Source organism: Chitinophaga fulva (assembly GCF_012927205.1).
GTDB classification, from domain to species: Bacteria; Bacteroidota; Bacteroidia; order Chitinophagales; family Chitinophagaceae; genus Chitinophaga; species Chitinophaga fulva.
Genome location: NZ_JABBGC010000003.1, coordinates 167,453 through 191,825 on the forward strand (window position 1 = coordinate 167,453; position 24,373 = coordinate 191,825).

At 48.7% G+C, this 24,373-nt stretch carries 17 protein-coding genes and 1 tRNA gene; 12 read left to right on the forward strand and 6 right to left on the reverse strand.

Annotated features, from left to right (window positions below):
• Positions 1 to 4: 4 nt before the first annotated feature.
• From HHL17_RS23885 to HHL17_RS23895, 3 genes are all read right to left on the reverse strand, one after another.
• Complete coding sequence (locus HHL17_RS23885; protein ID WP_169227372.1) at positions 5 to 673, reverse strand: hypothetical protein; 669 nt, start codon at positions 671 to 673, stop codon at positions 5 to 7.
• A gap of 13 nt (positions 674 to 686) precedes the next feature.
• Positions 687 to 760 (reverse strand) — tRNA-OTHER (locus HHL17_RS23890).
• A complete protein-coding gene (locus tag HHL17_RS23895) occupies positions 759 to 2,159 on the reverse strand; it encodes a hypothetical protein (RefSeq protein ID WP_206156161.1) in 1,401 nt (466 codons plus the stop codon). Before HHL17_RS23895 ends, HHL17_RS23890 begins: the two co-directional genes overlap by 2 nt.
• 71 nt (positions 2,160 to 2,230) lie before the next feature.
• Between HHL17_RS23895 and HHL17_RS23900 the strand changes: the two genes are divergently transcribed.
• Entirely contained in the window at positions 2,231 to 2,944 is a 714-nt protein-coding gene (locus HHL17_RS23900) for a hypothetical protein (protein WP_169227373.1), read from the forward strand.
• A 98-nt stretch (positions 2,945 to 3,042) separates the two neighbouring features.
• A complete protein-coding gene (locus HHL17_RS23905; protein ID WP_169227374.1) occupies positions 3,043 to 4,497 on the forward strand; it encodes an NAD(P)/FAD-dependent oxidoreductase in 1,455 nt (484 codons plus the stop codon).
• Positions 4,498 to 4,545: 48 nt separating this feature from the next.
• On the opposite strand, the gene HHL17_RS23910 is transcribed toward HHL17_RS23905, so the two are convergent.
• The gene (locus tag HHL17_RS23910; RefSeq protein WP_169227375.1) at positions 4,546 to 4,926 is read right to left on the reverse strand and encodes a nuclear transport factor 2 family protein; all 381 of its coding nucleotides are present in this window, start codon (positions 4,924 to 4,926) and stop codon (positions 4,546 to 4,548) included.
• 257 nt (positions 4,927 to 5,183) lie between these two features.
• On the opposite strand from HHL17_RS23910, the gene HHL17_RS23915 reads away from it, so the two are divergent.
• The 10 genes from HHL17_RS23915 (at position 5,184) to HHL17_RS23965 (ending at position 21,385) form a co-directional block, all read left to right on the forward strand.
• Positions 5,184 to 6,674 (forward strand): ferritin-like domain-containing protein, encoded by a 1,491-nt coding sequence (locus HHL17_RS23915; protein ID WP_169227376.1) that lies wholly within the window; start codon positions 5,184 to 5,186, stop codon positions 6,672 to 6,674.
• 23 nt (positions 6,675 to 6,697) lie between these two features.
• Positions 6,698 to 9,067, forward strand: a complete 2,370-nt coding sequence (locus HHL17_RS33455) for a hypothetical protein (RefSeq protein ID WP_206156162.1) — start codon at positions 6,698 to 6,700, stop codon at positions 9,065 to 9,067.
• Positions 9,068 to 9,085: 18 nt separating this feature from the next.
• Positions 9,086 to 10,450, forward strand: a complete 1,365-nt coding sequence (locus HHL17_RS23930) for a radical SAM/SPASM domain-containing protein (RefSeq protein ID WP_169227377.1) — start codon at positions 9,086 to 9,088, stop codon at positions 10,448 to 10,450.
• On the forward strand, positions 10,362 to 11,921 hold the full coding sequence (gene qhpG / locus HHL17_RS23935; protein WP_169227378.1) for a flavin-dependent monooxygenase QhpG: 1,560 nt from the start codon (positions 10,362 to 10,364) through the stop codon (positions 11,919 to 11,921). The genes HHL17_RS23930 and qhpG overlap by 89 nt, the downstream gene beginning before the upstream one ends.
• Before the next feature lie 86 nt (positions 11,922 to 12,007).
• Positions 12,008 to 12,601 carry an RNA polymerase sigma-70 factor gene (locus HHL17_RS23940; RefSeq protein WP_169227379.1) on the forward strand — a complete coding sequence of 198 codons (594 nt, stop codon included), beginning with the start codon at positions 12,008 to 12,010 and terminating at the stop codon, positions 12,599 to 12,601.
• Positions 12,602 to 12,769: 168 nt separating this feature from the next.
• Entirely contained in the window at positions 12,770 to 13,738 is a 969-nt protein-coding gene (locus HHL17_RS23945; protein ID WP_169227380.1) for a FecR family protein, read from the forward strand.
• A gap of 221 nt (positions 13,739 to 13,959) precedes the next feature.
• Complete coding sequence (locus HHL17_RS23950; RefSeq protein WP_169227381.1) at positions 13,960 to 17,370, forward strand: SusC/RagA family TonB-linked outer membrane protein; 3,411 nt, start codon at positions 13,960 to 13,962, stop codon at positions 17,368 to 17,370.
• Between the two features lie 11 nt (positions 17,371 to 17,381).
• Positions 17,382 to 19,199 carry a RagB/SusD family nutrient uptake outer membrane protein gene (locus tag HHL17_RS23955; RefSeq protein WP_169227382.1) on the forward strand — a complete coding sequence of 606 codons (1,818 nt, stop codon included), beginning with the start codon at positions 17,382 to 17,384 and terminating at the stop codon, positions 19,197 to 19,199.
• A gap of 102 nt (positions 19,200 to 19,301) precedes the next feature.
• Positions 19,302 to 20,414, forward strand: coding sequence for a cytochrome P450 (locus HHL17_RS23960; protein WP_169227383.1), 1,113 nt, complete (start codon positions 19,302 to 19,304; stop codon positions 20,412 to 20,414).
• Complete coding sequence (locus tag HHL17_RS23965; RefSeq protein WP_169227384.1) at positions 20,405 to 21,385, forward strand: terpene synthase family protein; 981 nt, start codon at positions 20,405 to 20,407, stop codon at positions 21,383 to 21,385. Before HHL17_RS23960 ends, HHL17_RS23965 begins: the two co-directional genes overlap by 10 nt.
• On the opposite strand, the gene HHL17_RS23970 is transcribed toward HHL17_RS23965, so the two are convergent.
• Together HHL17_RS23970 and HHL17_RS23975 are read right to left on the reverse strand one after the other, a co-directional pair.
• Positions 21,374 to 23,215, reverse strand: coding sequence for a hybrid sensor histidine kinase/response regulator (locus HHL17_RS23970; protein ID WP_169227385.1), 1,842 nt, complete (start codon positions 23,213 to 23,215; stop codon positions 21,374 to 21,376). The two genes, HHL17_RS23965 and HHL17_RS23970, sit on opposite strands and share 12 nt — an antisense overlap.
• Before the next feature lie 273 nt (positions 23,216 to 23,488).
• Positions 23,489 to 24,373, reverse strand: coding sequence for a DUF4249 domain-containing protein (locus tag HHL17_RS23975; RefSeq protein WP_169227386.1), 885 nt, complete (start codon positions 24,371 to 24,373; stop codon positions 23,489 to 23,491).

Below are 24,373 nucleotides of genomic sequence, written 5' to 3' on the forward strand. Positions count from 1 at the left end.
TCTCTTAGCGGGACGGCTTCTTTGTACGTTCGCCGTGAATACGGATGGTTTTTATAAGCGATAATGCTTCGGGAATAAAGTTATCGGTGATGGAATCTTTCTTTGCAGACAGCAACTCGTACTTAAACTCTACAGGGGCTTCGCTAATGATCGTAAATGCGGAGACTTCCTTACGTTGCTGAGAATCTGAATAATTCAAAACCGTGATGGTATAATATCTGTCATTGATTTTTTGTATGGTATCAAACACCAGTTTATCACTGATACCCATTTTTTTTATTACGATTTTTTGCTCCCGGAGGTAGGATATATGCGCGTTTATCGACGTATCCGTCTCTCTGTAATGGCGTATTACGAGCGGATGTTTGATAGTAAATTTATCAATGGTATCGGTGAGCGATATTTTGGTGTAAAACCCCGACTCTTGAAATATCCGCAGTCCTTTAGGCTGAAAACGGTATTTGCGGTCAGCACACGGATCACCACAATCAGTATAGTGTATCCAGGAGAAGCTGGTATCATATCGTTCAGGAACGGCCATTGTTATGATGCCAAGACTGTCGGCGAGTTGCAGCTGTACCATTTTGGCATGTGGCGGAAGCGGTTCGTCTTTCTTCGTTTCATCACAGGCTGCCAGCAGGAATAATGCAACGAATGGCAATAGGTATTTCATGGGGGGATGATAGAAACGGAGGCAGGGCTCGAACCTGCGTCTATCCGGAAAAAGTGCCGGAAGCTCTACCAACTGAACTACTCCGTTAGTTTTGTCCAGGAAACAGCGGTGTAGCGCCTTTCCCTGAAAAGTATTTGTGTTGCTTTAATAGGGTTGCAAGATAGGGATTTGACACCGTAACACCATGCACTAATTCCGGTGTTGGCAGAAACGGTACCGGCTGATGTGTCCTTGGAGCAATCCAGCCGGAGCGTTCCGGGTCCAGGTTCACCGCTTTACAGGCAGCCAGCACACGCTCACGGGTACACGTAGTTTTGCCGGAAAGCACTTCCCAGGGCAGCGGCACCTGGTTCCATACCGTCAGATTGGTATCGCCCTTACTCCCTGTCAGGTGATGCCAGGCGGCCACATCACCGGCTATCAGCCGCATCACTTTTCCGAAGCACATCTCCTCCAGTATAAACTCCATCCCCAGGGCATAGATGAGGTTCATCCAGCCATCACGTGCCTTGTTCCAGGCATTCGCAGTATTGTTCCAGGTGGAAGAATCGTTGCCCGGCTGCACCACCATCGACTGACGATTGATTTCATTCGTTTGCCAAAGATCTTCCAGGAAAGCCGCCACCTGTTCCAACAGCGTTGTCCATTTACCGAGCAACATGCCCTGTTGCTCCGGTGACAGTTTACGGAGTACCTCCTGATCAGGATATACCTGCGCAATAGCCCACCAGTTGGCCGTATCTTCCTGCCGCGGTTGACGCTTCGAGGGCATAATATCCCACCAGTCAGCCGTTTCCGGCTCATATAAACAACGCTGCAACAGCATATCCGCAATTTCATCATAAGCCCGTTGCTGCCCGCTCACGGTAAACTCGCTACGCAAGTTGCAACGCGCGTTGTAGTATGCAATAAAACAAGCGCTGTTGACATCTTTCATAAAATCTTCCCGGGAGATGTCTTCCGCAAATCCATGTTTACCAATACGCTGGAACAAACTTTTCTTGTGCTCACGGATCATGGTATGCAGCTTCTTATCGAGATGCCGTAAACAACGGAACAGCTTATTGTACTGACGGCGGGAGATATCAAGGCCGGCGGCCATCCGTTCCTCCCGGTTCAACCGGTCTGTTTTATAGTCGCTATATCCCGGATTTTTATGTATCACCGCACTTACCTTTGCCAAAAAAGCTTCTACCACCAGCGGGTCATCATAGGCAGACATATCAGCAGCGTCATCTGTCTTAAACAGCTGTATGGCCCTGCCTACCTGTACCTGCGCGCCCGATACGTCCGCAAATTTTTCCAGCATGGAAGTGTATTGCCAGACCTTGTTGCGCAGCGCACCGGACGCAGCTTTGTTCAGCTGCCGCATTTCTTTTGTGTCCAGGTTTTCCTGCAATACATCCTTTATCAATACGGCGATGTCTTCCGGTCTTTTCCGCAGGCGCAGGCTTTCGTATAATGTATCCAGGTTCAAATGGGTCATAGCTCCACAACAGAATTTCTCAAATCTACTAAGTTCTACCGTTTTTTATTATTTTTAAGAAAATCCCACACATGAAGATCCCGTACCTATTGTGCTGTTTCCTGGTCGTTCTCAGTAGCCGGGCTTATAGTCAAAATATTGATATCCTCAGCAGGTCAGACACCTTTGAGCGCAAAGGCAAACACCGTGACTTCATTTACTGGAACAACCCGTCGGACAGCGCCGGACTGGAATATGTAGCCACCTTGTCTTCCAAAGGTTCTGCCATGGGCGGTAGTTCCTTATGGGAAATATGGAGCCACGCCGGCAACCGCTCCACCAGGATGGGCTCCAATGTGTTTATCTTCCGGTCTTTCACCGACAGCGATTCCACCAAACCGGAACTGATCGTTGACCTTTATTTAGCTACGGACGAAGCCCTGCAGCGTAATGCCGGCCGCGAAGAAAAAAATGTCGTGTATCTCTTTGGCAACAAAGGAAAAGCGATGTCTGTAAAAGTAAATGCAGAACAAAAAGATATTCCTGCTAACGGTGTACTTCGTTATGAAGTGCCTGCCGGCGAAGAATTAAAACTCAGTAAGGGCGGCGCTACCGGCGCCTGGAGAAGTATCAAGGGAGAAGCATGCAAAGCAGCGTTGTATTTTTCCATATCAGGACCGGGACTTGGAGGAGCAGTGCCACCGGCTGGTTCCGTAGGTATTTCTTTCAACAGCGGCCGTATTACAGAAATGAATCCTCATTTTGCCCGCATGATGCTGACAGTACAACAACAAGCAGCTAAATAACGCCTCAAAAAATAATCCCGCAGGTATAAAAAATAATCCCGCCAGCGCCACAGCCAGGCAACCGGAAAGATGAGCTTTGGTCAAAAAACAATGACCTTATGAAAAAAGTAATCATCATCGGAGGGGGTATAGCCGGACTTGCTGCAGCACATGTGCTGTCGGATTTCTGCCCGGAGATATTGATTATTGAAAGGGACGAGTTGCCGGCAACATCCGAAACACGGCCCGGTACGCCGCAGGCATACCACCCTCATCATCTCACACCGAGGGGACGCATGATTTTAGAGCAGCTTTTCCCGGGATTGAACCATGAACTGTTGGAAAACGGCGCCGCCTCCAGCTTGGGTAAAGACATCCGCTTTTATTATCCTTTCGGAGAACTCATCCTGCCCGAACCCGGCAATGACGCAGCGTGCAGCCGGCCTTTCCTGGAGTGGCATATCCGGCAACGGGTGCTCAGCAACAAGCGCATCCAGGTACTGGATGCAACAACCGTTACGGATCTTATCATTGACCAGGAGCAAAACAAAATATGCGGCATATCTGCTATCAGCGGGAATACAGCCATTGAAATAAACGCGGATATGGTAGTCGTGGCCACCGGCTTCCATTCCCGGTTGGGGGACTGGCTTAACCGGCTCGGCTATACGATTCCTGAACCGGAGTTACTCACTACCAACCTGGGATACAGCACCCGCCATTACTCCGCTCCTTCCGCCCTCACTGTTCCATGGAACCTGTTGCATATTGAAAACCAGGAGCAGCCGGAAGTGCCCACCTGCGTGGTGAGTATTATGGAGGATAACATACTGGAAATTATCCTGGGCAACATCGGCGGAATGTACCCGCCTACTGACGCAGAAGGTTTTGAGCTGGCGCTGGCGCTACTGGACAACCCTGCTTTAAATGACCTGCTGCAACAGGTAACACCGTTGGAAGCGCCTCGCGGCTACCGGATAAAAGATGTGACGTTTCGGCATTACGAAAAAATGGCGTCATGGCCTGACGGGTTAATGGCCATCGGCGACGCTTTCTGTACGTTCGATCCTATTCATGGCACCGGGATGACTATCGCTGTTATGCAGGCGGAAATGCTGCAAAAAACATTACAGCATACCGGTGTACTATCCCCTTCTTTTGGAAAAGATTTTATGCAGGCAGCCGCAAAAATTGTCGAGCCTGCGTGGTGGATGAATGCCGTGGCCGATACCGGCCATCCGCAGGTAAAGCACCATTATACAGCAGCGCAGAAAGGGCTGCAGTTCGCCCACGTTTTCATAGAACAGACATTGCGGTTTGCGGTCAACTTCCAGCAACCGGCATTATTTGGATTGGTGTGGCTGGTGAGGACCTCCTTTTTATCGCCACGGGAACTGATCAACCTGCAGATGCTGGAGATGCTGCGGAAAGCAGGGCTGGCCGGCCCGCTGGACCAGCTGATACAGTCAGGTGAAGTATCAGATATCCAATATTGGCATCACAACCTCTGCCCGGATATCCCTGACTTTGGAGAAGAACTGTTCATTCCCCGGGAAGTATTGAGCAAACAATAATTCCCACAATCTCAAAGATCTCCCGCGGGAGATCTTTGAGATTGACTATTAATAAAAAAACTGTTCGAGGATAATCTTTCCGTCTTTCACTTCATACAGCATGATCTCGTTCATCTGAATTCTGCCGTGCGGCCTTACGGTGATATCCGTTTCCCTTGCCACCGCAATATGATTCCCGGTAACGATCGGCGCACTGGTATATACGCGGTGTACCGCTTCAATCCGGCTGACAAACTCGTCTGCTTTTTTTCGTACCGCCGTTTTACCAAAAGCATCATCCATATATGGAGAACCTGCCGGCTCAATGCTCCGTACATCCTCCGCAAACAACTCATCCTGTATCTCAAACCATTTTTCCTGTTGGGCCAGTTCCGTGAAACGTGCCACCACCTCTTGTGTTGTCAGCACTTTTTCTGCTATCTGTGTCATAGTCTTATTTATTTAGTGTGATATTTTGTCTGACAAAACTACCGCTCACCGGCTATTTTCTACCGGGGTTAAACAGACTTTGTAGCGGGTTGATCTGGACAGCCCGGGAAAAATCCCGCTGCGTTGCAGATAAAATATTTTTTTCTATTTGATAAAAATGATCTTATTTTATCTGACAGTACCGATAACCTCTTAGTGACCATTTCCTTCAAAGAAGATTCCAGTCTTTTTAACAATAACCATAATCCAAAACCCTCATGCAACCTAACTACAAGCGTTTCCTGGGTCCTGTATTTTCGCGTGCCCGTGCATTGAGCCGTAGGAACATACCCCCCCGGCAGGAAAACATTATCGGCGGAAAGGAAGGAATCCAAACCTTTCTACAGGAGTCAGCAGCAGCCATTGAAGCGGCACAGATTGTCCTCCCCCCGGAATTTAACGGCAAAGACTACGTTACATTCCTGTTGCACATCGATGCCGAGATTGAACATGGCCTGATGATCCAGTACCTGTATGCCGCCTATAGCCTTGGCGGGCCACAGGTGCCGGAAGCCAACCAGGCCACCGTGGCCGCATGGCAGGAAACCATTTTAGGCATTGCCAAAGAGGAAATGGGACACTTTGTGTCTGTACAGAATGTGCTGAAACTGATTGGAGCGCCGCTGCACTTCGAGCGGCAGGACTATCCGTGGGATACCCCTTTTTATCCCTTTCCCTTTAAACTGGAGCCCCTCTCCCTTTCCTCGCTGGCCAAGTATGTATATGCAGAAGCGCCGGAGTCTTTCCTGACCAGCCCTGACCCGATTGCCCAAGAGATCGTCAAAACGGTGAATGCGGATGTCTCCAATCCCAATACCGTGGGCGCACTATTTTCCGTATTACTGCAACTGATACAGGACCCTGATGTCATTGGAGATGAAGTATTCCAGGCCAATACTTATCCGTACCAGGCTAAATTCGACGAATGGGGCCGTGGTTATAAGGGCGGCGCCCGAGGCAACACAAAGGGCGGAAGCCCCGCCGGTAGCCCGGATGTGCTGGTGATGCCTCTTGCCAGCCGGGACGACGCTTACAATGCCCTCAACGCTATTGCCGAACAGGGAGAAGACAACACAGGAACGACGGACGAGCCTTCTCACTTTAAACGTTTCCTGGATATCTATACAGAGATGCGGGGCATGACCGGTGTGCCGTTTTCCCGAAAACTTGCCACCAACCCCTACATCCAGGAAGATGTGGAAGATCCCAACGCCTCTCCTTCGGAAGGCCAGACCGATAACAGCGATCCGAGAGATCCTATCACTAACCCTAACGCACAACAGTGGGGACATTTGTTCAACCTGCGTTACCGCATGTTGCTGAACTTCCTCACCCACAGCTTTGTGCTGGTCGATGGACTGAATATTGCCGGAGCGGTTACCCCCAGGGGATTGATCATTAATTCCACCTTCGGTGAGATGTATAATCTGCGCGCCATTGCCTCAGAAATGGTGAAGCTGCCACTCAACACCGGCAGAGGCGATAAACTGGCTGGACCGCCCTTCCTCATTCCGTATACGCTGGAACTCCCTACCGGAGAGCATAACCGCTGGAGGACCCATGCCGATCTGATACAGGCATCCGGCGCACTGATCGATCAGATGCTGGCAAACAGTAACATTGGCCATCAACGTTATCTGCACTCGCTGAAAGAAGCGGATGCCAAACTGAATCAGATCATCCAGGACATGCTCGCGGTCAACGCCTAATCTCTCACTCCAAATTCCTCAACATGACTATCACTGCAATCAGGATATTACCCCCCTTTGCCATTGCCCGGCTGGGGTCTTCATCTGTACCACAGACACCATATGACCTGCAAATACCCGCTGATCAACCATTAGGATTCCGTGAAATGGTACCACAACCCTCCTTTGACGTAGATCCCAACACCGGTAAAATCAGCTCAGGAGTCGCACCCAAGGCGGTTATCTTCAAAGACAATGTTACCACCCTCAAAGACAAACAAGGGAAAATACGGCCGGTAGCCCCTTTCCTGGAAGTCTTTGTCATCACATCGGACAACCCGGACAAACTGGTACCGCTGACCCAGAAAATACTGGACACCGCCAATATCAAAATCAATGATTTTACGTGGACGGTAAAACTCAGCAATCTTAAACTTGAACGCAGAACAGGAGATCCTAATGACGCCATACATGCATCAGTAAGCATTAAGGGAGGTGATTACACACCGAAACCAGTCATTGGCCACTGTACCAACTTCATCTCCGGCAAGTCGCTGCCATTGGGCTCTGTGCAGTTTATTCAGCCTACCGCAGATTTTCCCCAGATAAGGCTGCGGTATACACCCGGCCCTGGAAAAGTGTATGGCTGCTCTGTGAACAGCGTCAAAGCTTTTGGTCAGCTCCCCAGCAAAGACCCTAATATCACTGATCCAAACACACAAGTGATTTATGATCCCAGTAAACCATGGGCCAAATATGTGGAAGGGCCGGATTTTAATCCGACTTACACCATGCCTGCGCAGATATTCGCCGGTTATTCAGATGACAAAGGCAACCAGTACAGCTGGGGCTATATCGACGACGAGTGTGACGGCTATGTGGAACTGAATATCAACGGCACCAATCCGCTCGTAGCCCGCACCACCATATGCGCAGGGCCTCCGGCGTTTGCGCCGGACATTCTGCCGGTGCGCACCATCGCTGATGAACTGGAACAGGTATATCTCGGCCCCGACAGGAAAGACCCCGTTCCCATCGATGAAGCAGAGGAAATTGTCCGCCGTGCGCTGGAATCCATTGTACTGATGAATACCAGCGTCATGAATGGCAACCCCATCAACGGCAGATGGAATGTGGCCAGCACCATGGTACGTCAGGACACCAATGACCTCGGACGGCTGTATGAGCCTATTATGGCCGACTCACTGGTAGACAACCTGGCACTGCGCACCCTGCACGAAAGAGTATTCAACGGGCTGAGTACCGGCATGGCCTCCTGGTTTGCCGATGCCCTGCGCCGACCGGATAAAATAGGCGACGTGTCCAACAAGGAAAGGCGTAAAATGCCCGGGCTGATGCGCGGTGCAGACGGCCGCGCACTGACACTCACCTGGCGTATGATCAATACCGTTATACAGGCCGCCGCCAATGCCCTCTTCACCGACAATACCACCGATCCGCCACCGCCACCTAATGGTGTTATCCATAAAGATGATTATATCGCGCAACTGAATTACCGCTCTCCGGGCAACCCTTACAGCGTTATTCCGCGAGCCGCTATATCCAACTGTTTCCCCGGCCTGGAATCAGATTTCAGGAACATCTGGGTGAATGTTTTCACCGGACTGGTCATGAGTGAAAACGATAACTACGTTATCAGCGGGAAAGTACAGCCGGGCAATGTAGATGTTTCCGGGCACAGGCTCATAGGCATCAATAAAAACCCGACCATGGTAGCCGGAGAAGGCCCTGTATTCCCGAATGGCGACAATGTACCACTGGTTACCGCCCAAAACCCCAGCGGCGCGGTATTCATGGAATGGTCCAACCTGATCGCCTCCATGAGTATCAAGCCGGGAGATACGGTACAGCTGCAGTTCACTAAAGACAAGGCCACCTTTCCGGTACTGGTAACGGCAGCCGATCTGAATACCAATCAATACCCGGTGTATAGCACCAAGATGGCCAATTTCTTCGCCAGCAAGGATACAACAGGCGGTGAAATTGATCCCCACCTGGTAGATGACGGCTACCTCACCCGCAGCCTCTGTTCACCGTGGCAGAACGACTACCGTGAATGCGCCTGCTACTACTGGGCCGCCACGCGCCCTGATTATGTAAATGTGGAACCTGGTGAGAATGGCCTCAGTAAAGGCGATATGTGGCTGTCTAAAAATCGTACCGGCGAATACGTGCCCGACAACCGCGTGGATACCCGGCTGGCATCTTACAATGATCTCTTCCAGAACTGGGAAGGTGAGCTCAACTTCATCGTAAAAGGAAACGATGCACTGACCAGCAGCGGCGCTACCACTATTGATACCTCCAGTGAGTTATTTGAAAACTGGGACGGTGAACTCAATTTCATCGTTAAAGAAAAAGATGTGCTCACCAGCGGAGACGCCACTATTTAAAACTCATAGGACTATTTCATGTTAGATCATTCTTCCCTACATACAATCGCCACACAATTAGCGTCACAGGTAGCCAGGCAGTCCATGCCTGGCTCTTCTCAAATACACCTGGTATCCGGTGGTGGCAGGACCCAGCTGCTAGTGACCAATGGCAGCAGGTTACATAAGATAGGGCCCGAAGCCGAGCAACGCTTCAGGCACCTGATCACCCAACGGAACGAAGCCGCTATTCAACAGGAACTGGTGTCTATGGGCATAGACACCACCCCGTTCATAGATGATACCCCGCTGCAAAGTCCGGGCGTATATGCACTCTCGCTGGCCATCGCCCAGAAATGCAACATGGGCTGTACCTATTGTTACGCCGATCAGGGTGACTTCGGCGGGCCGGCGAAAAACATGGACATGGCCACTGCCCGGCAATCGATCGATATGTTGCTGAAAGGCTGTGTGCCCGGCGACAAGGTACAGGTAACCTTCCTGGGCGGAGAACCGCTGATCAACCGGAAGTCCCTGCGGGAAACCACACTCTATGCGCTTGCAGCCGCAGCGGAAAAAGCCGTGCAGGTCAACTTTTCGCTGACCACCAACGGCACCCTGCTCAAACCAGACGACGCTGATTTTTTTGAAGAACATGGCTTTGCCGTTACCGTTAGTTTAGATGGTATCGGAGAGCAGCATGACAAACAACGCCCCATGAAAAACGGCACCGGGTCTTACGGGCGTATTATAGAAAAAATACAGCCGTTGCTCAACCGGCAACAAAAGATGCAGGTATCTGCCAGGGTAACTGTCACGCCGGCACAACAACAGCTGACAGACATGTTACAAACATTCATCAACATGGGCTTTCACAGCGTGGGATTCTCACCGTTATTGCGCTCTTCCAACGGCAGAGATGAAATGACCCGGCAAGACCTTGAAAAAATGCTGGAAGAGATGATTGCCTGCGGGTTGTTGTTTGAACAACATATCATCCAGGGCAAACGCTTTCCGTTCCTTAACATGGTGAACGCACTCAAAGAAATTGCCAAAGGCACCCACCGTCCCTATCCCTGTGGCGCCGGCGCCGGATATATGGGCGTATCAGCCGACGGCGGCCTGTATGCCTGTCATCGTTTTGTGAACGAAGAAGCCGGAAGCATGGGCAATATTTACGATGGCGTAAATGCCGATCTGCAGAACAACTGGTTAGCCTCCCGGCATGTACACCAGCAATCACCCTGCAGCAGTTGCTGGGCGCAATACCTCTGCGGCGGCGGCTGTCATCACGAAGTACTGGAAAAAGGACGGCATGCCTGCGACTATATCCGCGGATGGTTGCATTACACCATACAGGCACACGAAAGAATCAACCGGATGGCGCCGCAATGGTACCAGTAACTGTTTATTTTCTATCTGCATGGACACTTACGATATCCTTATTGTTGGCGCAGGCCCTGCCGGGACCTGCGCCGCACTGCGCCTGCTCTCGCTGGGCTATCGTGTAGCCATGGTAGAACGTGAACAGTTCCCGCGGCCACAGATAGGCGAATCCCTGTCGCCCGGCACCCGGAATATATTTGACTACATTGGCGCTGCACCACTGTTGCAGGAGGACTATTGCCTGCATCAGCTTCCCGCGCAGGTGATCTGGCAAACGCAACATGCCGATGTGCAGCCCCGGGGCCACAGTGTTATGACAGACCGCAGCCGGCTGGACAAAGGTCTGCTGGACCTCGCCGTAGCCAGAGGACTGATATTGTATCAACCCGCGAAATATGAGCACAGTATCCGGCATGGCGATACCTGGCAGGTTACGGTCCGTGGTCCGGAAGGAGTACAAACGCTCTCCTGTGTGTTTCTGCTGGACGCCCGCGGCAGGAAAGGTATCCAACAACAACAACGATGGCAGACCGCTCCGCCGATGGTAGGCATCTGGGGATATACCAACGCTGATAACATGCCAAAGGCTACCTGCGTGGAAGCCGTTCCCGATGGTTGGCTGTGGGGCTCCCCTTTATATGACGGTCGATACAGAATACTCGCTTTCACAGACCTCCAATTTGTCAGACAACAATCAATTCTTCAGCATTATCATCATTTACTTCACACCACGCAGCTCTTCCGGCATGTACTGAAAACAGGGTTATTATCGTCCCCGCAAAGCTGTAATGTATTCAGTTACGTTCACCGGGAGCCGTGGCATAACAACCGTATCCAACTGGGAGAGGCCGCCTTCGCCATCGACCCGCTATCCTCTACCGGCGTGGAAAAGGCGATGCGCATGTCTTTACAGGCAGTCATTGCCATCCATACCATCTTCCGGAAAAATACGCCGGCCATCGCACAGGAATTTTTCGAAAGCCGTTTAGCCGGCTCCGTTGTAAACCACATGCAGTGGACCAGCCGGTATTATGCAGAAGCGTGGCCTGCAGACGCTCATCCCTTCTGGAAAAAAAGGGCTGTACTTCCCGTAACAGGTCGGTCCGTATCTCCCTTTACCGCGAAGGTGGAGCACTCACTCGCGGCTTATCATCCACCGGTATCATCTCCCTCAAAAAAAATTAACATACCTGACACCCTGCAACAATTATGGCATAAAAAACTACTTCTCTCCCCCGCTATCTCCTACCAGCAAACCCTCTGCGTGATCAACGATTGTGTGGAACAGAGAACCGCCATACATCATCCCAACCTCGAACAGGAAGTGGCTTTCCTGGGCAACCACGACATTCTCCCCTTAATACAGATAGCGCAGGAAAGCGAAACGTTCGGACAACTGATACTCAGGTGGAAGCAGCTCGTTCCCGCTGATATGGCTGTTCCCATGGTACTGCAGTTATGGGACAAACAACTGCTTTGCGAACGTTGAATAACACCCACACAACACGTTTGTATTTTATTATTATTGTCATTATCTTGATCGTGGATAATCGTTCAAAATACCTTTAATGAGCTATGGGTGATCCTGTAGATGAGATACGTCAAACCGGTACTTCGGTACCGCAGGATGCAGCAGCGCTTGAACCTCTTTTTAAAGCGTGTTATGCCCTATTGCTCTCATATGCCTGTAAGTATGTGACCCGCGAAACAGCAGAAGACATCATACAGGATGTATTTATTCAACTGTACAAAAAAGGTCCCTCCCTCAACATTAATTCCAGCATCAAAGGATATCTTTTCCGTAGCGTGCACAATGGCTGTCTCGATCATATCCGGCGGGAGGCCATCCATCAGCGTTATATCAACGCCACGGTCCCGGGACTGAGTGAAGCAGAGCTGGACTATTTTAATCCGGACGGTCCGCGGCAAAGCCTGCTCCAACAAGATAACCTGGCAGCCAGCGTATGGCAGGCCATAGAAGCACTGCCACCCAAATGCAGGGAGGTAGTAAAACTGCGCTACGAGCAAGGCCTTAAAACCGGTGAAATATCAGCAACGATGGGCATTTCCATCCGTACTGTGGAAACACAACTATACAAAGCCATTAAACAACTGCGTGGCCTCATACGCAAAACCAACGTCTTCCTCTCTGCGATTGCTCTTTTTTAAAACGGATATATATTATATTTCCCATCCCGATTCCCAGGTTCCCAGGGCTGAAGCCCTGGGTTTCATGGATTCATGAAATGCGTGCATTTCATGAATATTCGGCGGTCAGAAAAAAAATTCCAAAATCAGTACGTAGTTCCCATCCCTTTCTCGTCTAAATAATATGAAATGGCACCTAATAATACTAACAGGTTGGATTATACGATATTAATAAAGTTTATCGATGGTCAGGCCAGCCCTGCCGAAACCGCTGAAGTGGCCGCCTGGCTGGACGCAGCTCCCGGCAACCGTGAGTTGTATTTCCAGGTCAAGGACATATTAGACCAGCAGCGGGTATCGGCCGTTACCCGGGAAGAAACCGACCAGCGCTGGGAGCGGATAGCTGATCAGCTACAACCCGATGTGCCGGTACGGCGCCTCCACCGGCTGAGATATGCTGCAGCCATATTGGCACTGGTAGTAGCGGGTGGCATAGCGGCCTATGTATTGACGCGGTCCCCTAAACAGGAACCGTTCCTCACCCTCGTATCGCAGCAATCAAGGGTACAGCATATCCTGTTGCCCGACAGCACGCGCATCTGGATAAAACCCGGCAGCCTTCTCCGCTACCGTAATGTAAAAGACGGAATGCGGGAACTGTGGCTGGACGGCAGCGGTTATTTCGAAGTAGTAAAAAACACGGCAACGCCTTTCAAAATACATACACCTGGTATCGACATTATAGTATTAGGCACCTCATTTACAGTGAACAATGATCAACACAACACCAACGTAATAGTAAATACCGGTTTGGTAAAAGCCAGCGCGCATGAGCAGGAGACGCTGGTCCGGCCGGGGCAGAGAGCAACGGTAGTCAACAATACCCTCCGGATGGACAGTGTCAACGCGCAGCTATTCGCCGCCTGGAAGGATGGAGATTACAAATTTGAAAACACCACGGTAGAAGAGCTCAGGGAATTATTACAGCTTAACTATGGGTATGAAGTCAACGTACTACAACCGCACAAATTCCGGAACACCCGCATCAGCGGCCGTATGCTGATAACAGATGCACAGAGCCTGTGCAACTCTCTCTCAGGCATGCTGGAAGCCGATGTCAGAAAAGATGGTAACCGGATTATTATTCAACCAAAATGAGTCATCACGCTTTAAACAACAATCAGATTTAGCAACATCATTTTTTAACCAGAAAAAACTATCCGGAAATCCCGATCGCCGCAGGTAACCCCTGCGGGAACAGTGACTTTGTTTTTTTTAAATGGAAGGAATTTCTCTGCAGGCCGCACGATCCTGCGGCAGGTAACTCCTTGTCATTCACATATCGCTTTATGTAGTCTTTAACCAAAATTTTATCCGTTATGAAATTTGGATCTCTACGGCTTTGCCTGAAGGGAATGGCCGGCCTATGTCTGCTGCTGGGTATTTCAGCATCCTCCACACAGGCACAGGACGCAGTGGCCGGCGTACAGACGCCACCGTTACCACAACACCAATACCGCAAACCCGGCAACACAGACACCAGTCCTGCCAACCAGGTACTCTCCCTCAGCAATGCCCTGGAAAAAGTGTACACAAAATATCAGCTGCGCATAGCCATGAATGAAAAATATGCCAGGAATATTTTTGTGCCCGACAAACTGCTCAACAGCGGCGCTTCCGCTGCCATCGCTTCGTTACAGAAAATATTGCAGTCATACGGCCTTATGCTTAACATGACCGGTCCCTCACAATACATCATCGCGCCGGCCGAGCCTCGTCCGGCTCCCGCACCCAAACCACCTGCTAAAGTTCGTGTATCCGGCACCGTGAAAGACAAACTCGGTGCCCCACTGGTGGGCGTTACCGTTAAAATCATCAAAACGCCCGTCGGTACCACGACCAATGACAGAGGTTTTTACGAGCTGGACGCAGAGCCGACCGACACGCTTGAATTTTCCTACATCGGCTATCAGACCCAACAGATCAGCGTCCGCAACAGGTTAGACATTAATATTGAAATGCTGGCCAAAGAAGGAGGCTTGAATGAAGTGGTGGTGGTAGGCTTCGGCGCACAGAAAAAGATCAGCCTCGTTGGTGCACAATCCACCATTAAACCGGAGGAGCTGAAGCTGCCGGTGAGAAGCCTTACTAACGCCCTCGGCGGCCGCCTCGCAGGCATCGTGGCCGTACAACGCAGCGGTGAACCGGGCTACGACGGCTCAGACATCTGGATACGTGGCATCTCCACTTTCGGTTCCAGTCCGCGCGGACCACTCATCATCGTGGACGGCGTACCTGACCGCAGCATCAATGACCTGGACCCGGAAGACGTAGAGAGCTTTACCGTATTAAAAGACGCCTCCGCCACCGCCGTATATGGTACCCGCGGCGCCAATGGCGTTATCCTCGTCAACACTAAAACCGGACGCCCCGGCAAACCACAGATCAACATAGAACTCAACCAGGCGATCACGAAATTTACACAGCTGCCCAAATTCGTAGATGCGCCCACGTTCATGCGCCTTTACAACGAAGGACTGGAAATGCGTGGCAGGACACCCCTCTACACAGAAGAGCGGATACAGAAACACATCACCGGCGAAGACCCTGACCTGTACCCCAACGTAGACTGGTTTAAAACACTGTTCAACCAGTTCGGCCAAAACAGAAGAGCCAATCTTAATGTGCGTGGCGGTTCTGAATTCGCGACCTACTATATCTCCGCAGGATATTACTCTGAAGTGGGCATGTTAAAACGGGACAACCTGCAATCATATAACTCCTCTATTAAATTAGATCGCTATAATTTCACGACTAACGTTGACGCCAATATCACCAAGACGACCAAACTGGAGCTGGGCGTTAACGGCTTTATCATCAACAGTAACTATCCCGGTATTGGCACCGGCGCTTTGTTTAACCTCGCCACGCAGGTACCGCCACACCTGATCCCGCCGCAGTATTCCAACGGCCAATGGCCTAAAATACCCGGTGGCAGCTACCCCAGCCCGTACCGCAACCTGACACAGTCCGGCTACGCGACCGAATACCGCAATACCGTCCGCTCCAACATCAGGTTACGGCAGCAACTCGATTTCGTTCTGAAAGGCTTGTCCTTCACCAGCATGTTTGCATTTGACTCCTACAGCTGGAATAATCTTAACAGAAAAAGAGAAGTACAAACCTACTATGCTACCGGACGCGATTCCGCCGGTAACCTGTTGACCCGCATTGTTGATCCGGGTTCCAACGTGCTGGGCTTTGAAGTTTCCAGGGGCGGTGATCGCCGTTTCTATACCGAATCAGCACTGAACTACGCCCGTAAATTCGGGGACCATGACGTGTCCGCATTATTACTCTATAATCAATCTGATTATATCAATGCAGATGCCGGTGATCTCATCAGTTCCATTCCTTTCCGTATCAGGGGGCTAAGCGGCAGGGCCACCTATGGCTACAAGAGCCGTTATTTTGCAGAAGCCAATTTCGGGTACAATGGTTCTGAGAACTTCACCCCCAAAAAACGTTATGGTCTTTTCCCTTCGTTCGGCGCCGGCTGGGTAGTGTCTAACGAACATTTCTTCGAACCGATCAGTAATGTTATTTCCTACCTCAAACTGCGGTACACCTATGGCCTGTCCGGCAACAGCAACACCGGCTCCCGTTTCCTCTTCCTTACTCGGATAAAGAGCAGCAATGATCTCGGTTATACGTTTGGTGTTCCCGGCAATACCACCGCTTTCAGTGGCTTGCAGGAAGACCAGATCGGTTCCGAGGTAAGCTGGGAGACCGGCAAACGACAAAACCTGGGTATCGAGATAAAAGCTTTTAAAGATGAGCTGTCCTTAATCGTGGAATTATTCCAGGAAAGGAGGACCGGCATCCTGCTGCGGCAATATGATATCCCTTACGCTTCCGGCTATACGTCAGACAACATTCCCTATCGTAATATCGGTATCACCGAAAACAAAGGCATTGATGTGACCATAGATTATAACAAGTCGTTCTCTAAAAATTACTGGGTAGCCTTCCGGGGTAATTTCAACTTCAACATCAACAAAAACGTGTATGACGGCCTTCCACCGTGGCAGTACCCATGGCTCAACCGCACCGGTCAAACCATCGACCAACGCTTCGGTTATGTAGCACTGGGGCTTTTCTCTGATTCCGCAGATATCGCCAAATCCCCTAAACAGTCTGGTGATGTACGCCCCGGCGATATCAAATACGCTGACCTCAACGGCGATGGTATCATCAACAGCTTCGATCAGCAGGCCATCGGTTATGGCCCTGTGCCCCGCATTGTATACGGGCTTAACTTCAGCGTTGGCGCCAAAGGCTTTGACCTCAGCCTGTTCTTCCAGGGCGTAGCCATGGTGGACTTCATGTATAGCGGTGGTCATGGCACCAATCCGTTTTATGAAGGCCCCACTATCGGTAACCTATACACTATAGCCACCGACCGCTGGACACCGGACAACTCCAACAGCAAGCCTTTCTATCCACGTATGTCAACCCGTCAGGATATCACCACCAACTATTACGCGAGCACCTGGTGGCTCAAAAGAGCGGACTACATCCGCCTGAAGAGCGCCGAGCTGGGATATACCTTCAGCATGAACCGGTTGCAGAAATACGGTTTAAAAAATCTGCGCGCTTATGTAAATGGCACCAATCTCTTCACCATTTCACCGTGGAAAATCTGGGACCCGGAACTGGGCGATGGCAGAGGCACCGCCTATCCCAACACCACCTCGTACAACTTCGGCATCCGCGCCAGCTTCAAATAAAACCTAATATCATGACCTATTCATATAAAAACATACTGCTGTTGTTCCTGCTGATACTGTGTGCAGCGGGCTGTAAAAAAGGTTACCTCGATACGGTGCCGGACAATATCACCACGCTGAAGGACGTGTTCACCAACCGCACCATGACAGAGCAATGGCTTGCGCGGCTGTATAATCCCATGCCCGATATGTGGAACCAGCCTTACGGCGTTCCGTGGACGGGGCAGTCCGATGAAGCCGACTATGCCTGGGTGCAGCCTGGCATCAACTCCGGCGCCATTACCCCCGACAATGCCAGTCCCTCAAATTGGAACGGCTACTACCAAACCATCCGGCAGGCAGCCATCTTCCTTCAGAATGCTGACCAGAACCAGGAGATCAAAGCACTGCCCGGTGGTGACAAGCTACTGAAACAATACAAGGCAGAAGCGCGTTTTCTACGGGCCTACTACTACTGGCTGCTGATGCGGCAATATGGCCCAGTGGTGCTGATGGGTGAAACTGCCAGTCTCCCGGAAGATAATTTCCAGATACCCCGTAGCCCGTGGGATGAATGCGTGTCCTTTGTGCTTTCCGAAATAGACAAGTCCTTCTCCGATCTGCCGGTACAACATGTGAACCCGGTAGATCCCACACAGCCCGACGTAACGCAGACAGGGCGCATCACACAGCCTATCGTGCTGGCCGTTAAATCGCAGGTACTGTTGTATCACGCCAGCCCGTTGTTCAACGGCAACAAGGATTTTGCCTCTTTTACCAACCAGGATGGTACCGTACTGTTTAACCAGGCTTATGATAAAGAGAAATGGAAACGTGCCGCCGATGCAGCCAAAGCGGTGATAGACCTCAACCGCTGGGATTTATTTACCGTCTCCGATCCTGATCCATTCCGGGCCGCCTTCCTCTCCTGCCGCAACCTGTTCTTTGATGGCTGGCAGAAAGAAGCCATCTGGATACGCACCTCTTCCGCCCATGTCAGCAACTGGGAGCGCCACTGTTCTCCCCGCTGTGCCAATGGCCAGGGCTGGAATGGCATCGCCGTCACCCAGGAACAGGTGGACATCTTCAGAATGGCCAGCGGCAAAACGATCAACGATGCCGGCAGTGGTTATTCCGAAAGTGGCTTTACTGCTACCGCCACGCCTTATTATGTCAACGGCACCTACAATATGTACACCAACCGCGAAGCACGGTTTTATGTAAATGTGACCTTCAATGGTTCCACTATCCCCGTTGTTCCCGAAGCGGGTCAGACAAGGGTAGAGTTTTTCTTCACCGGCAACTCCGGTAAAAACGGCGCTCCCCGCGACTGGCCATCCACCGGTTACACCGCCCGTAAGAACATCCACCCCAACAACGATTTCAGAACAGGCCGGAATTTCACCCGTCCGGCAATGATGATACGCCTCGCTGAAATTTATCTTAACTACGCAGAAGCGCTGAATGAATACACGCCCGGTCACGCAGACATTCTCAAATACCTCAACAAAATCCGCAACAGAGGCGGCCTCCCCGATCTGTTGCCCGGGCTATCACAGGACGAAATGCGGGCACAGATACGCCTTGAACGCCGCATTGAACTGATGTTTGAAGGGCATCGTTACTGGGATGTCCGTCGCTGGAAAGTAGCCGACAGTCCCGATCAACATCAGGGCGGCGCCTTCCATGGCATGAACATCGAAAAAGGCAGTTCGCTGTCCGACCCGGAGTTTCATAAAAGAGTGACTTCGTTTACAAGGGCAGCGTGGCAGAATAAGTTTTATTTCTATCCCGTACCGCAGAGTGAGATAGACAGGAATAAGAAGCTGGTGCAGTTCCCGGGGTATTGAGGGAAGGTTTTTTAAGGCCCGCGTAAAGCGGGCCTTTTTAATTCATTCTACTGCCAACTGTATGCAGTATCAATAAGTAAATTGATATTCATTTTTACTGTCATGCCAACTCATCCCAATAACATACATTTTGATGCTGACTTTCCTCTAATGGATGGTAAAGTTGGAGCTTGGCAGTTCTATCGATATGCTGATGTCAAAACCATGCTATATGACTATAAAACTTATAGTAATATTTACATGCCCGAAAATGGAATGTTAGGGGCGAATATGAATCAAACAGACCCTCCGCTGCACACAACTCTTAGAGCGATTGTAAGTCCATATTTCAGCAGACAGGCGATCAAATCAATTGAACCATTTATTATCGCCCAATGCAATCGGTTGTTAGACTTACTGCCACAAAATGATATTAATTTCGTCCGCGACGTCACATTTCCGTTAAGTGCTTCAGTTATTGGTCATATTCTTGGCATTCCGGAGCAATTTCATTCAAAGATTGATGAATGGGCTAAAGTCATTGTAACAGCAGGCTATGTCGAGAACGGGGTATCTATGGCTGCTCAGGCCCAAAAAGAGATGGCAGCACTGTTTGTTGATCTTATGGCTGAGCAGAATAAGTCTACAACCCTTCTCTCAGCGTTATCTGGTGACCAATCAAATTTACCCGCTCTTACATCTGAGAGTAAACTTGGCAATGCAATGACAATTTTACTCGCCGGTTATGAAACAACCGCCAGTCTTTTAAACAATACAATCTATGAACTGGCAAAAGATAATATCCTACAAACTATCATAAGAGGAAATCCCGAAAAGACAGGTCAGGCAATTCTTGAAGTATTGCGTTTACGACCCAGCCTTACCAGCATGTATAGAAGAGTGGAAAAGGAAACCACAATATCGGGAGTATTAATACCTACTGGAGATATTGTAAATGGTTGGATAAGTATCGCTAATCGCGATGAATCAGTTTTTGTTAATCCCGATTATCTGGACCTATCCCGGCACAATAGCAATCAGGCCTTAAGCTTTGGTTATGGTATTCATCATTGCATCGGGGCTATTTTAGCTCAAGCAGAAACCCAAATTTTAACTACACAATTACTAAGCCGCTCAGTAAACGTAACACTTATTGACCAAAAAACTCCTCCACAAAGTCCTAGTATCATTACCCCTACATTCCTCAACTTGCCAATGAATGTTCAATGGAGATAAACAAGCCTTCAATAAGTTATCCATTTGCGGACGCAATCAATCCCTATGCAGCATGGCTAGAGGGTGAAACCCGCCGCTGGTTGAGTGGGAATTATCCATCACTACCGGATGACATCAAAGAAAAATACTACCACACTGCCACTGGCTATATCACTGCCAGATTTTTCCCCTTTGTATCACAGGAACGCCTTATTCCACTAGGCAGAAGCAGTCTTTGGGGACTGGCATTTGACGACTATTATGAGCATTCCAGACCGAAAGAATATCAATCGTTAAGTAAACGTCTTAGCATGCTGATTTGCGGTGAAGATACTCCTAATAGCAATGAGAATGAATTTTTCCATCAAATGTTTGTTATAGCAAATGAGTTCAGACAATTTATGCCTGACTACTGGATGCAACGTTTTGCCAACAGCATGCGTCAATATATACATGGAATGGCAGAAGAGTCAATTTTCAAACGGGAGTTAATTTTCCCATCACTTGATGAATATGTAAATATTCGTTGGAAATCCGTAGATGTCCTTCAAATGGTGGATGGTCTGGAAGTTGCCACAGGAGAGCCACTACCTGACATAATCAGACACCACCCGTATATGGAACAAATCGTACAGCTTACCTGTAGAATAATAGCATGGACCAATGATTACTTTTCTGTTGACAAAGAAGAGGGGCTTGATGTTATGAATTTGATTCTTGTGTTGCGGCATGCTGAGTCCCTTAGCATTGAAGACGCAACACAGGAAGCTATACAGATTCACAATCAAGACGTCAGAGAGTATTTAGAGCTTTGCGAACATTTACCAAATTTTGGCAGTTACAATAGTACTGTACAGAAATTTCTTATATACAACAACTATATGATAGCTGGTCATGCACGTTGGTATACAGCCGACACCAAGCGATACCTGCCAGGAGGTCATCCTATCGACGATTTTAAGAACCTTGACCACTCTCATTCAGGAAGATGATGAGGGAATATCTTTCATCATTAAAGCAGCCAATAGTGCAGCTTCCATTGCGTTAGCCGTATAAGGTTTGTACAAAAAATCACTTGCTAGCCTGCGATACTCATTTTCAGATTCCACAAATTCGTCTGCCGTTACAATCAGTACGGGAACTCCTGCTACATTGGCATTCTTGTTCATCCGAAGAATCTTTAAAGTATCAAGCCCTGACATCCCTGGCATCTTTGCATCTAATAATATAAGGTGCGGTTGTATTTCAGAAACCAGATCAAGACATTCACCACCTGATTTAGCAACGAAGGAAACGCAGCCCAATTTCTTTACGGCCAACGAAAGAAGCATTCTATTCAGGTGATTATCATCAACTACCAATATTTTAGCACCTTGAAGCAGCTGAGAGGCCCCCATGTCTATTTTCATGGAAGGCTTATATTCCTCACACGAAGTCATTGGAAGTGATATTCTAAAGATGCTCCCTGTCTTGTTCCCACCAGGATTTACCAAAATCTCCCCATTCAGATGTGTTACTGCATTAAGTGCAATATATAAGCCCAAACCGACACCCTCCCCATCGGTGACATATAATTGAAAAATACGATCAATATCTTCGTCTTTAATACCAGGCCCTTGATCAATTACATCAATTAAAAGATTGGCTCCATCCGTTTGCAAACGTAATGTTACTCTTCCATTCTCTGGGCTAAATTTAACTGCATTTGACAATAGGTTCTTAACAGCTCGTTCCAAAAGTATGCGACTTGACTTCAAACACGTTGGCAAACCAGGCTTAGTAAGTAAATCGATTGCCACCCCTCTTTTCCCTGCCGTGTATCTTGGCGTTCTAAGTAGTTCATGACACCACTCAATCAAATAGATATTTTCCAGCTCTGTTTCTCCAAACGTACCTGCATCAATCCTCCTCAAGTCAAGTGCATTGCGAATCATCCCATACACATTATTACCAATATCATGTAAAGTCTCTATTGTTGCCACCAAATTATCAAGATCTATAGAAGGACTTAGCAATTTTTCCAAATCCGTTGACTGTACAATTGTTTCAAAGGAGTCTGAGTGCCCTCGTATCTTATTTATAACAGCGGAACTTAGCCCCTGATGCCGGAAAAGCTCATCCCGAACATCATGACAGAACATTTGAGTAAATCGTCTGATATTCTCATTAGCTGTTTCCAAATCCTCATTCACTTTCCTTAGTTGTGCTGTTTGTCTGAGGACTTCTTCCTCCAACCCTTTATTTGTCTCATCGAGTTGCCTGTTAAGTAGTGTCCAATACTTTTTATAGAAATAGATCACACAGAAAATCATCATCAATATTGCGACTGTTCCAAGATCATGAAAAAGAGTGCCCTTTAATGGCTCTGTTGGGTAAAACCCAAATCGCTGATTAGCTTTTCCTAAAAACAAAAGAATAATTGAAAACAGGCTCCAGGCCAAACTTTGCCAGAGATGTGCAAAAATCAACAAGGATACTAAAACCAGAAAAACGGTCAATAATTCCTCTTCGACGATCAAACCTCTACATACTCCAAAATAGAGTATTGCTATATTGTGAATGACCATAAAGCTGACTCTGGCCACGCCATCCCAGTGTAAATAATTTAATAAAATAAAAACGGAAAACAATATAGCTTCAAGCCAAGCCGCGACAAGCACACCAACGTCTCCGGTAAATACGAAAATAAATGTCCCCATTGTTGATGCCATTAAGGCTGTCATTAGACTTAAGGTATTTACTACGATTATCCGGCATTGGTGTTCTGCGGTGAGTCTTGCTGTGCCAAGGTTAATAATAGAGGGTAAAATTGTTTGGTGCATATCCGAGGTTTATGGTTAACTCAAAGGTTTCCCGATGGAATTTGAGGAAAATAGCACCTGTTTTGTAAAAATTTGTTAATAGATTCCAATTTCAATTGTATTAACAAATCTACACGGAAAAAAATAAGGTATGACTGAAGTTAAGCAAGATAGACGCAGTATAGTCTGCAACTCTATAATAAAAAGCCCGCCCGGGAGAATCCGGGCGGGTTTCCAATAAAAACGCGTCTCAGGCGTTCAAAAAAATTCTGAACGAAAGACTGTAGAGCGTCTTTAATATTCAACAGTATGGCGATCTATCGACATACCTCCAACGATACCAAGCCCGTGAAGGATATTGTTGAATACAATTACTTTCTCTGATAGTATATTATCATTTTTTTCTTCTGCCATCATGGAGCTGTACAGGTAGTTGTAACTGTTGTAGGTTAAAGTAGTCACTTCTATCTCTACGGGCTTCTTAAATCCCTGCCAGCTGGTGGCGATAAAACTAAAGCGGGGGCTGCGACCATCGAAAAGCTGGTCATCTATAAATATTTCCTGGCGTTCTTTTTTTCCAAATATTACATCGGACGGATCTGATGACTGGATGGGCAACTGAAGCAGCGCTTTATCTGAACCACCATCATTCCAGTTAAGATGCTCGTATATTCTGATACGGTAATAATTCCTTTCACCTCCTTTGTCATGTAGTTCAAAGCTCACATTGGCTTTACTCTCTCTTTGATTACCGGATATTTTTTTCACGCTCATTTCTCCCAGGCTGGCCGTCCGGGGTATAAAATCCTCACCTTCTATCATTGGGAAACCGGGAATTTCAGCCGTAACCCGGTATCTTGAACCGGACGTCGCCTTGACAGAAAGTAGATAGTAAGCAAAATCACCTCGTTTAAGCACGACCATATTTCCCATATATACATCATTTTCATACAACATCACCTTTGCGTTGTCCAATGTCTGCCAGCCACCCGATGAAACATTCCCCGGTTTTGCATCAATATATTTCGACATCAATATTTGTACAGCGATCAGGCTATCATTGGTCATCAGCACATTCATGACCGGTTTATTACCCTCGTCCGGGATATTTATCTGTACTTTTTTGCTACAGCTGCAGGCTACCAATGCAAGCAACAACAGCATCAGTCTTATTTTCAT

Coding starts and splice junctions, on each gene's coding strand:
- HHL17_RS23955 (WP_169227382.1), top strand. CDS start 17,382: ATGACCTATTCATATAAAAACATACTGCTGTTGTTCCTGCTGATACTG.
- HHL17_RS23885 (WP_169227372.1), bottom strand. CDS start 673: ATGAAATACCTATTGCCATTCGTTGCATTATTCCTGCTGGCAGCCTGT.
- HHL17_RS33455 (WP_206156162.1), top strand. CDS start 6,698: ATGACTATCACTGCAATCAGGATATTACCCCCCTTTGCCATTGCCCGG.
- HHL17_RS23970 (WP_169227385.1), bottom strand. CDS start 23,215: ATGCACCAAACAATTTTACCCTCTATTATTAACCTTGGCACAGCAAGA.
- qhpG (WP_169227378.1), top strand. CDS start 10,362: ATGCCTGCGACTATATCCGCGGATGGTTGCATTACACCATACAGGCAC.
- HHL17_RS23915 (WP_169227376.1), top strand. CDS start 5,184: ATGCAACCTAACTACAAGCGTTTCCTGGGTCCTGTATTTTCGCGTGCC.
- HHL17_RS23960 (WP_169227383.1), top strand. CDS start 19,302: ATGCCAACTCATCCCAATAACATACATTTTGATGCTGACTTTCCTCTA.
- HHL17_RS23940 (WP_169227379.1), top strand. CDS start 12,008: ATGGGTGATCCTGTAGATGAGATACGTCAAACCGGTACTTCGGTACCG.
- HHL17_RS23900 (WP_169227373.1), top strand. CDS start 2,231: ATGAAGATCCCGTACCTATTGTGCTGTTTCCTGGTCGTTCTCAGTAGC.
- HHL17_RS23930 (WP_169227377.1), top strand. CDS start 9,086: ATGTTAGATCATTCTTCCCTACATACAATCGCCACACAATTAGCGTCA.
- HHL17_RS23975 (WP_169227386.1), bottom strand. CDS start 24,373: ATGAAAATAAGACTGATGCTGTTGTTGCTTGCATTGGTAGCCTGCAGC.
- HHL17_RS23965 (WP_169227384.1), top strand. CDS start 20,405: ATGGAGATAAACAAGCCTTCAATAAGTTATCCATTTGCGGACGCAATC.
- HHL17_RS23910 (WP_169227375.1), bottom strand. CDS start 4,926: ATGACACAGATAGCAGAAAAAGTGCTGACAACACAAGAGGTGGTGGCA.
- HHL17_RS23950 (WP_169227381.1), top strand. CDS start 13,960: ATGAAATTTGGATCTCTACGGCTTTGCCTGAAGGGAATGGCCGGCCTA.
- HHL17_RS23895 (WP_206156161.1), bottom strand. CDS start 2,159: ATGACCCATTTGAACCTGGATACATTATACGAAAGCCTGCGCCTGCGG.
- HHL17_RS23905 (WP_169227374.1), top strand. CDS start 3,043: ATGAAAAAAGTAATCATCATCGGAGGGGGTATAGCCGGACTTGCTGCA.
- HHL17_RS23945 (WP_169227380.1), top strand. CDS start 12,770: ATGGCACCTAATAATACTAACAGGTTGGATTATACGATATTAATAAAG.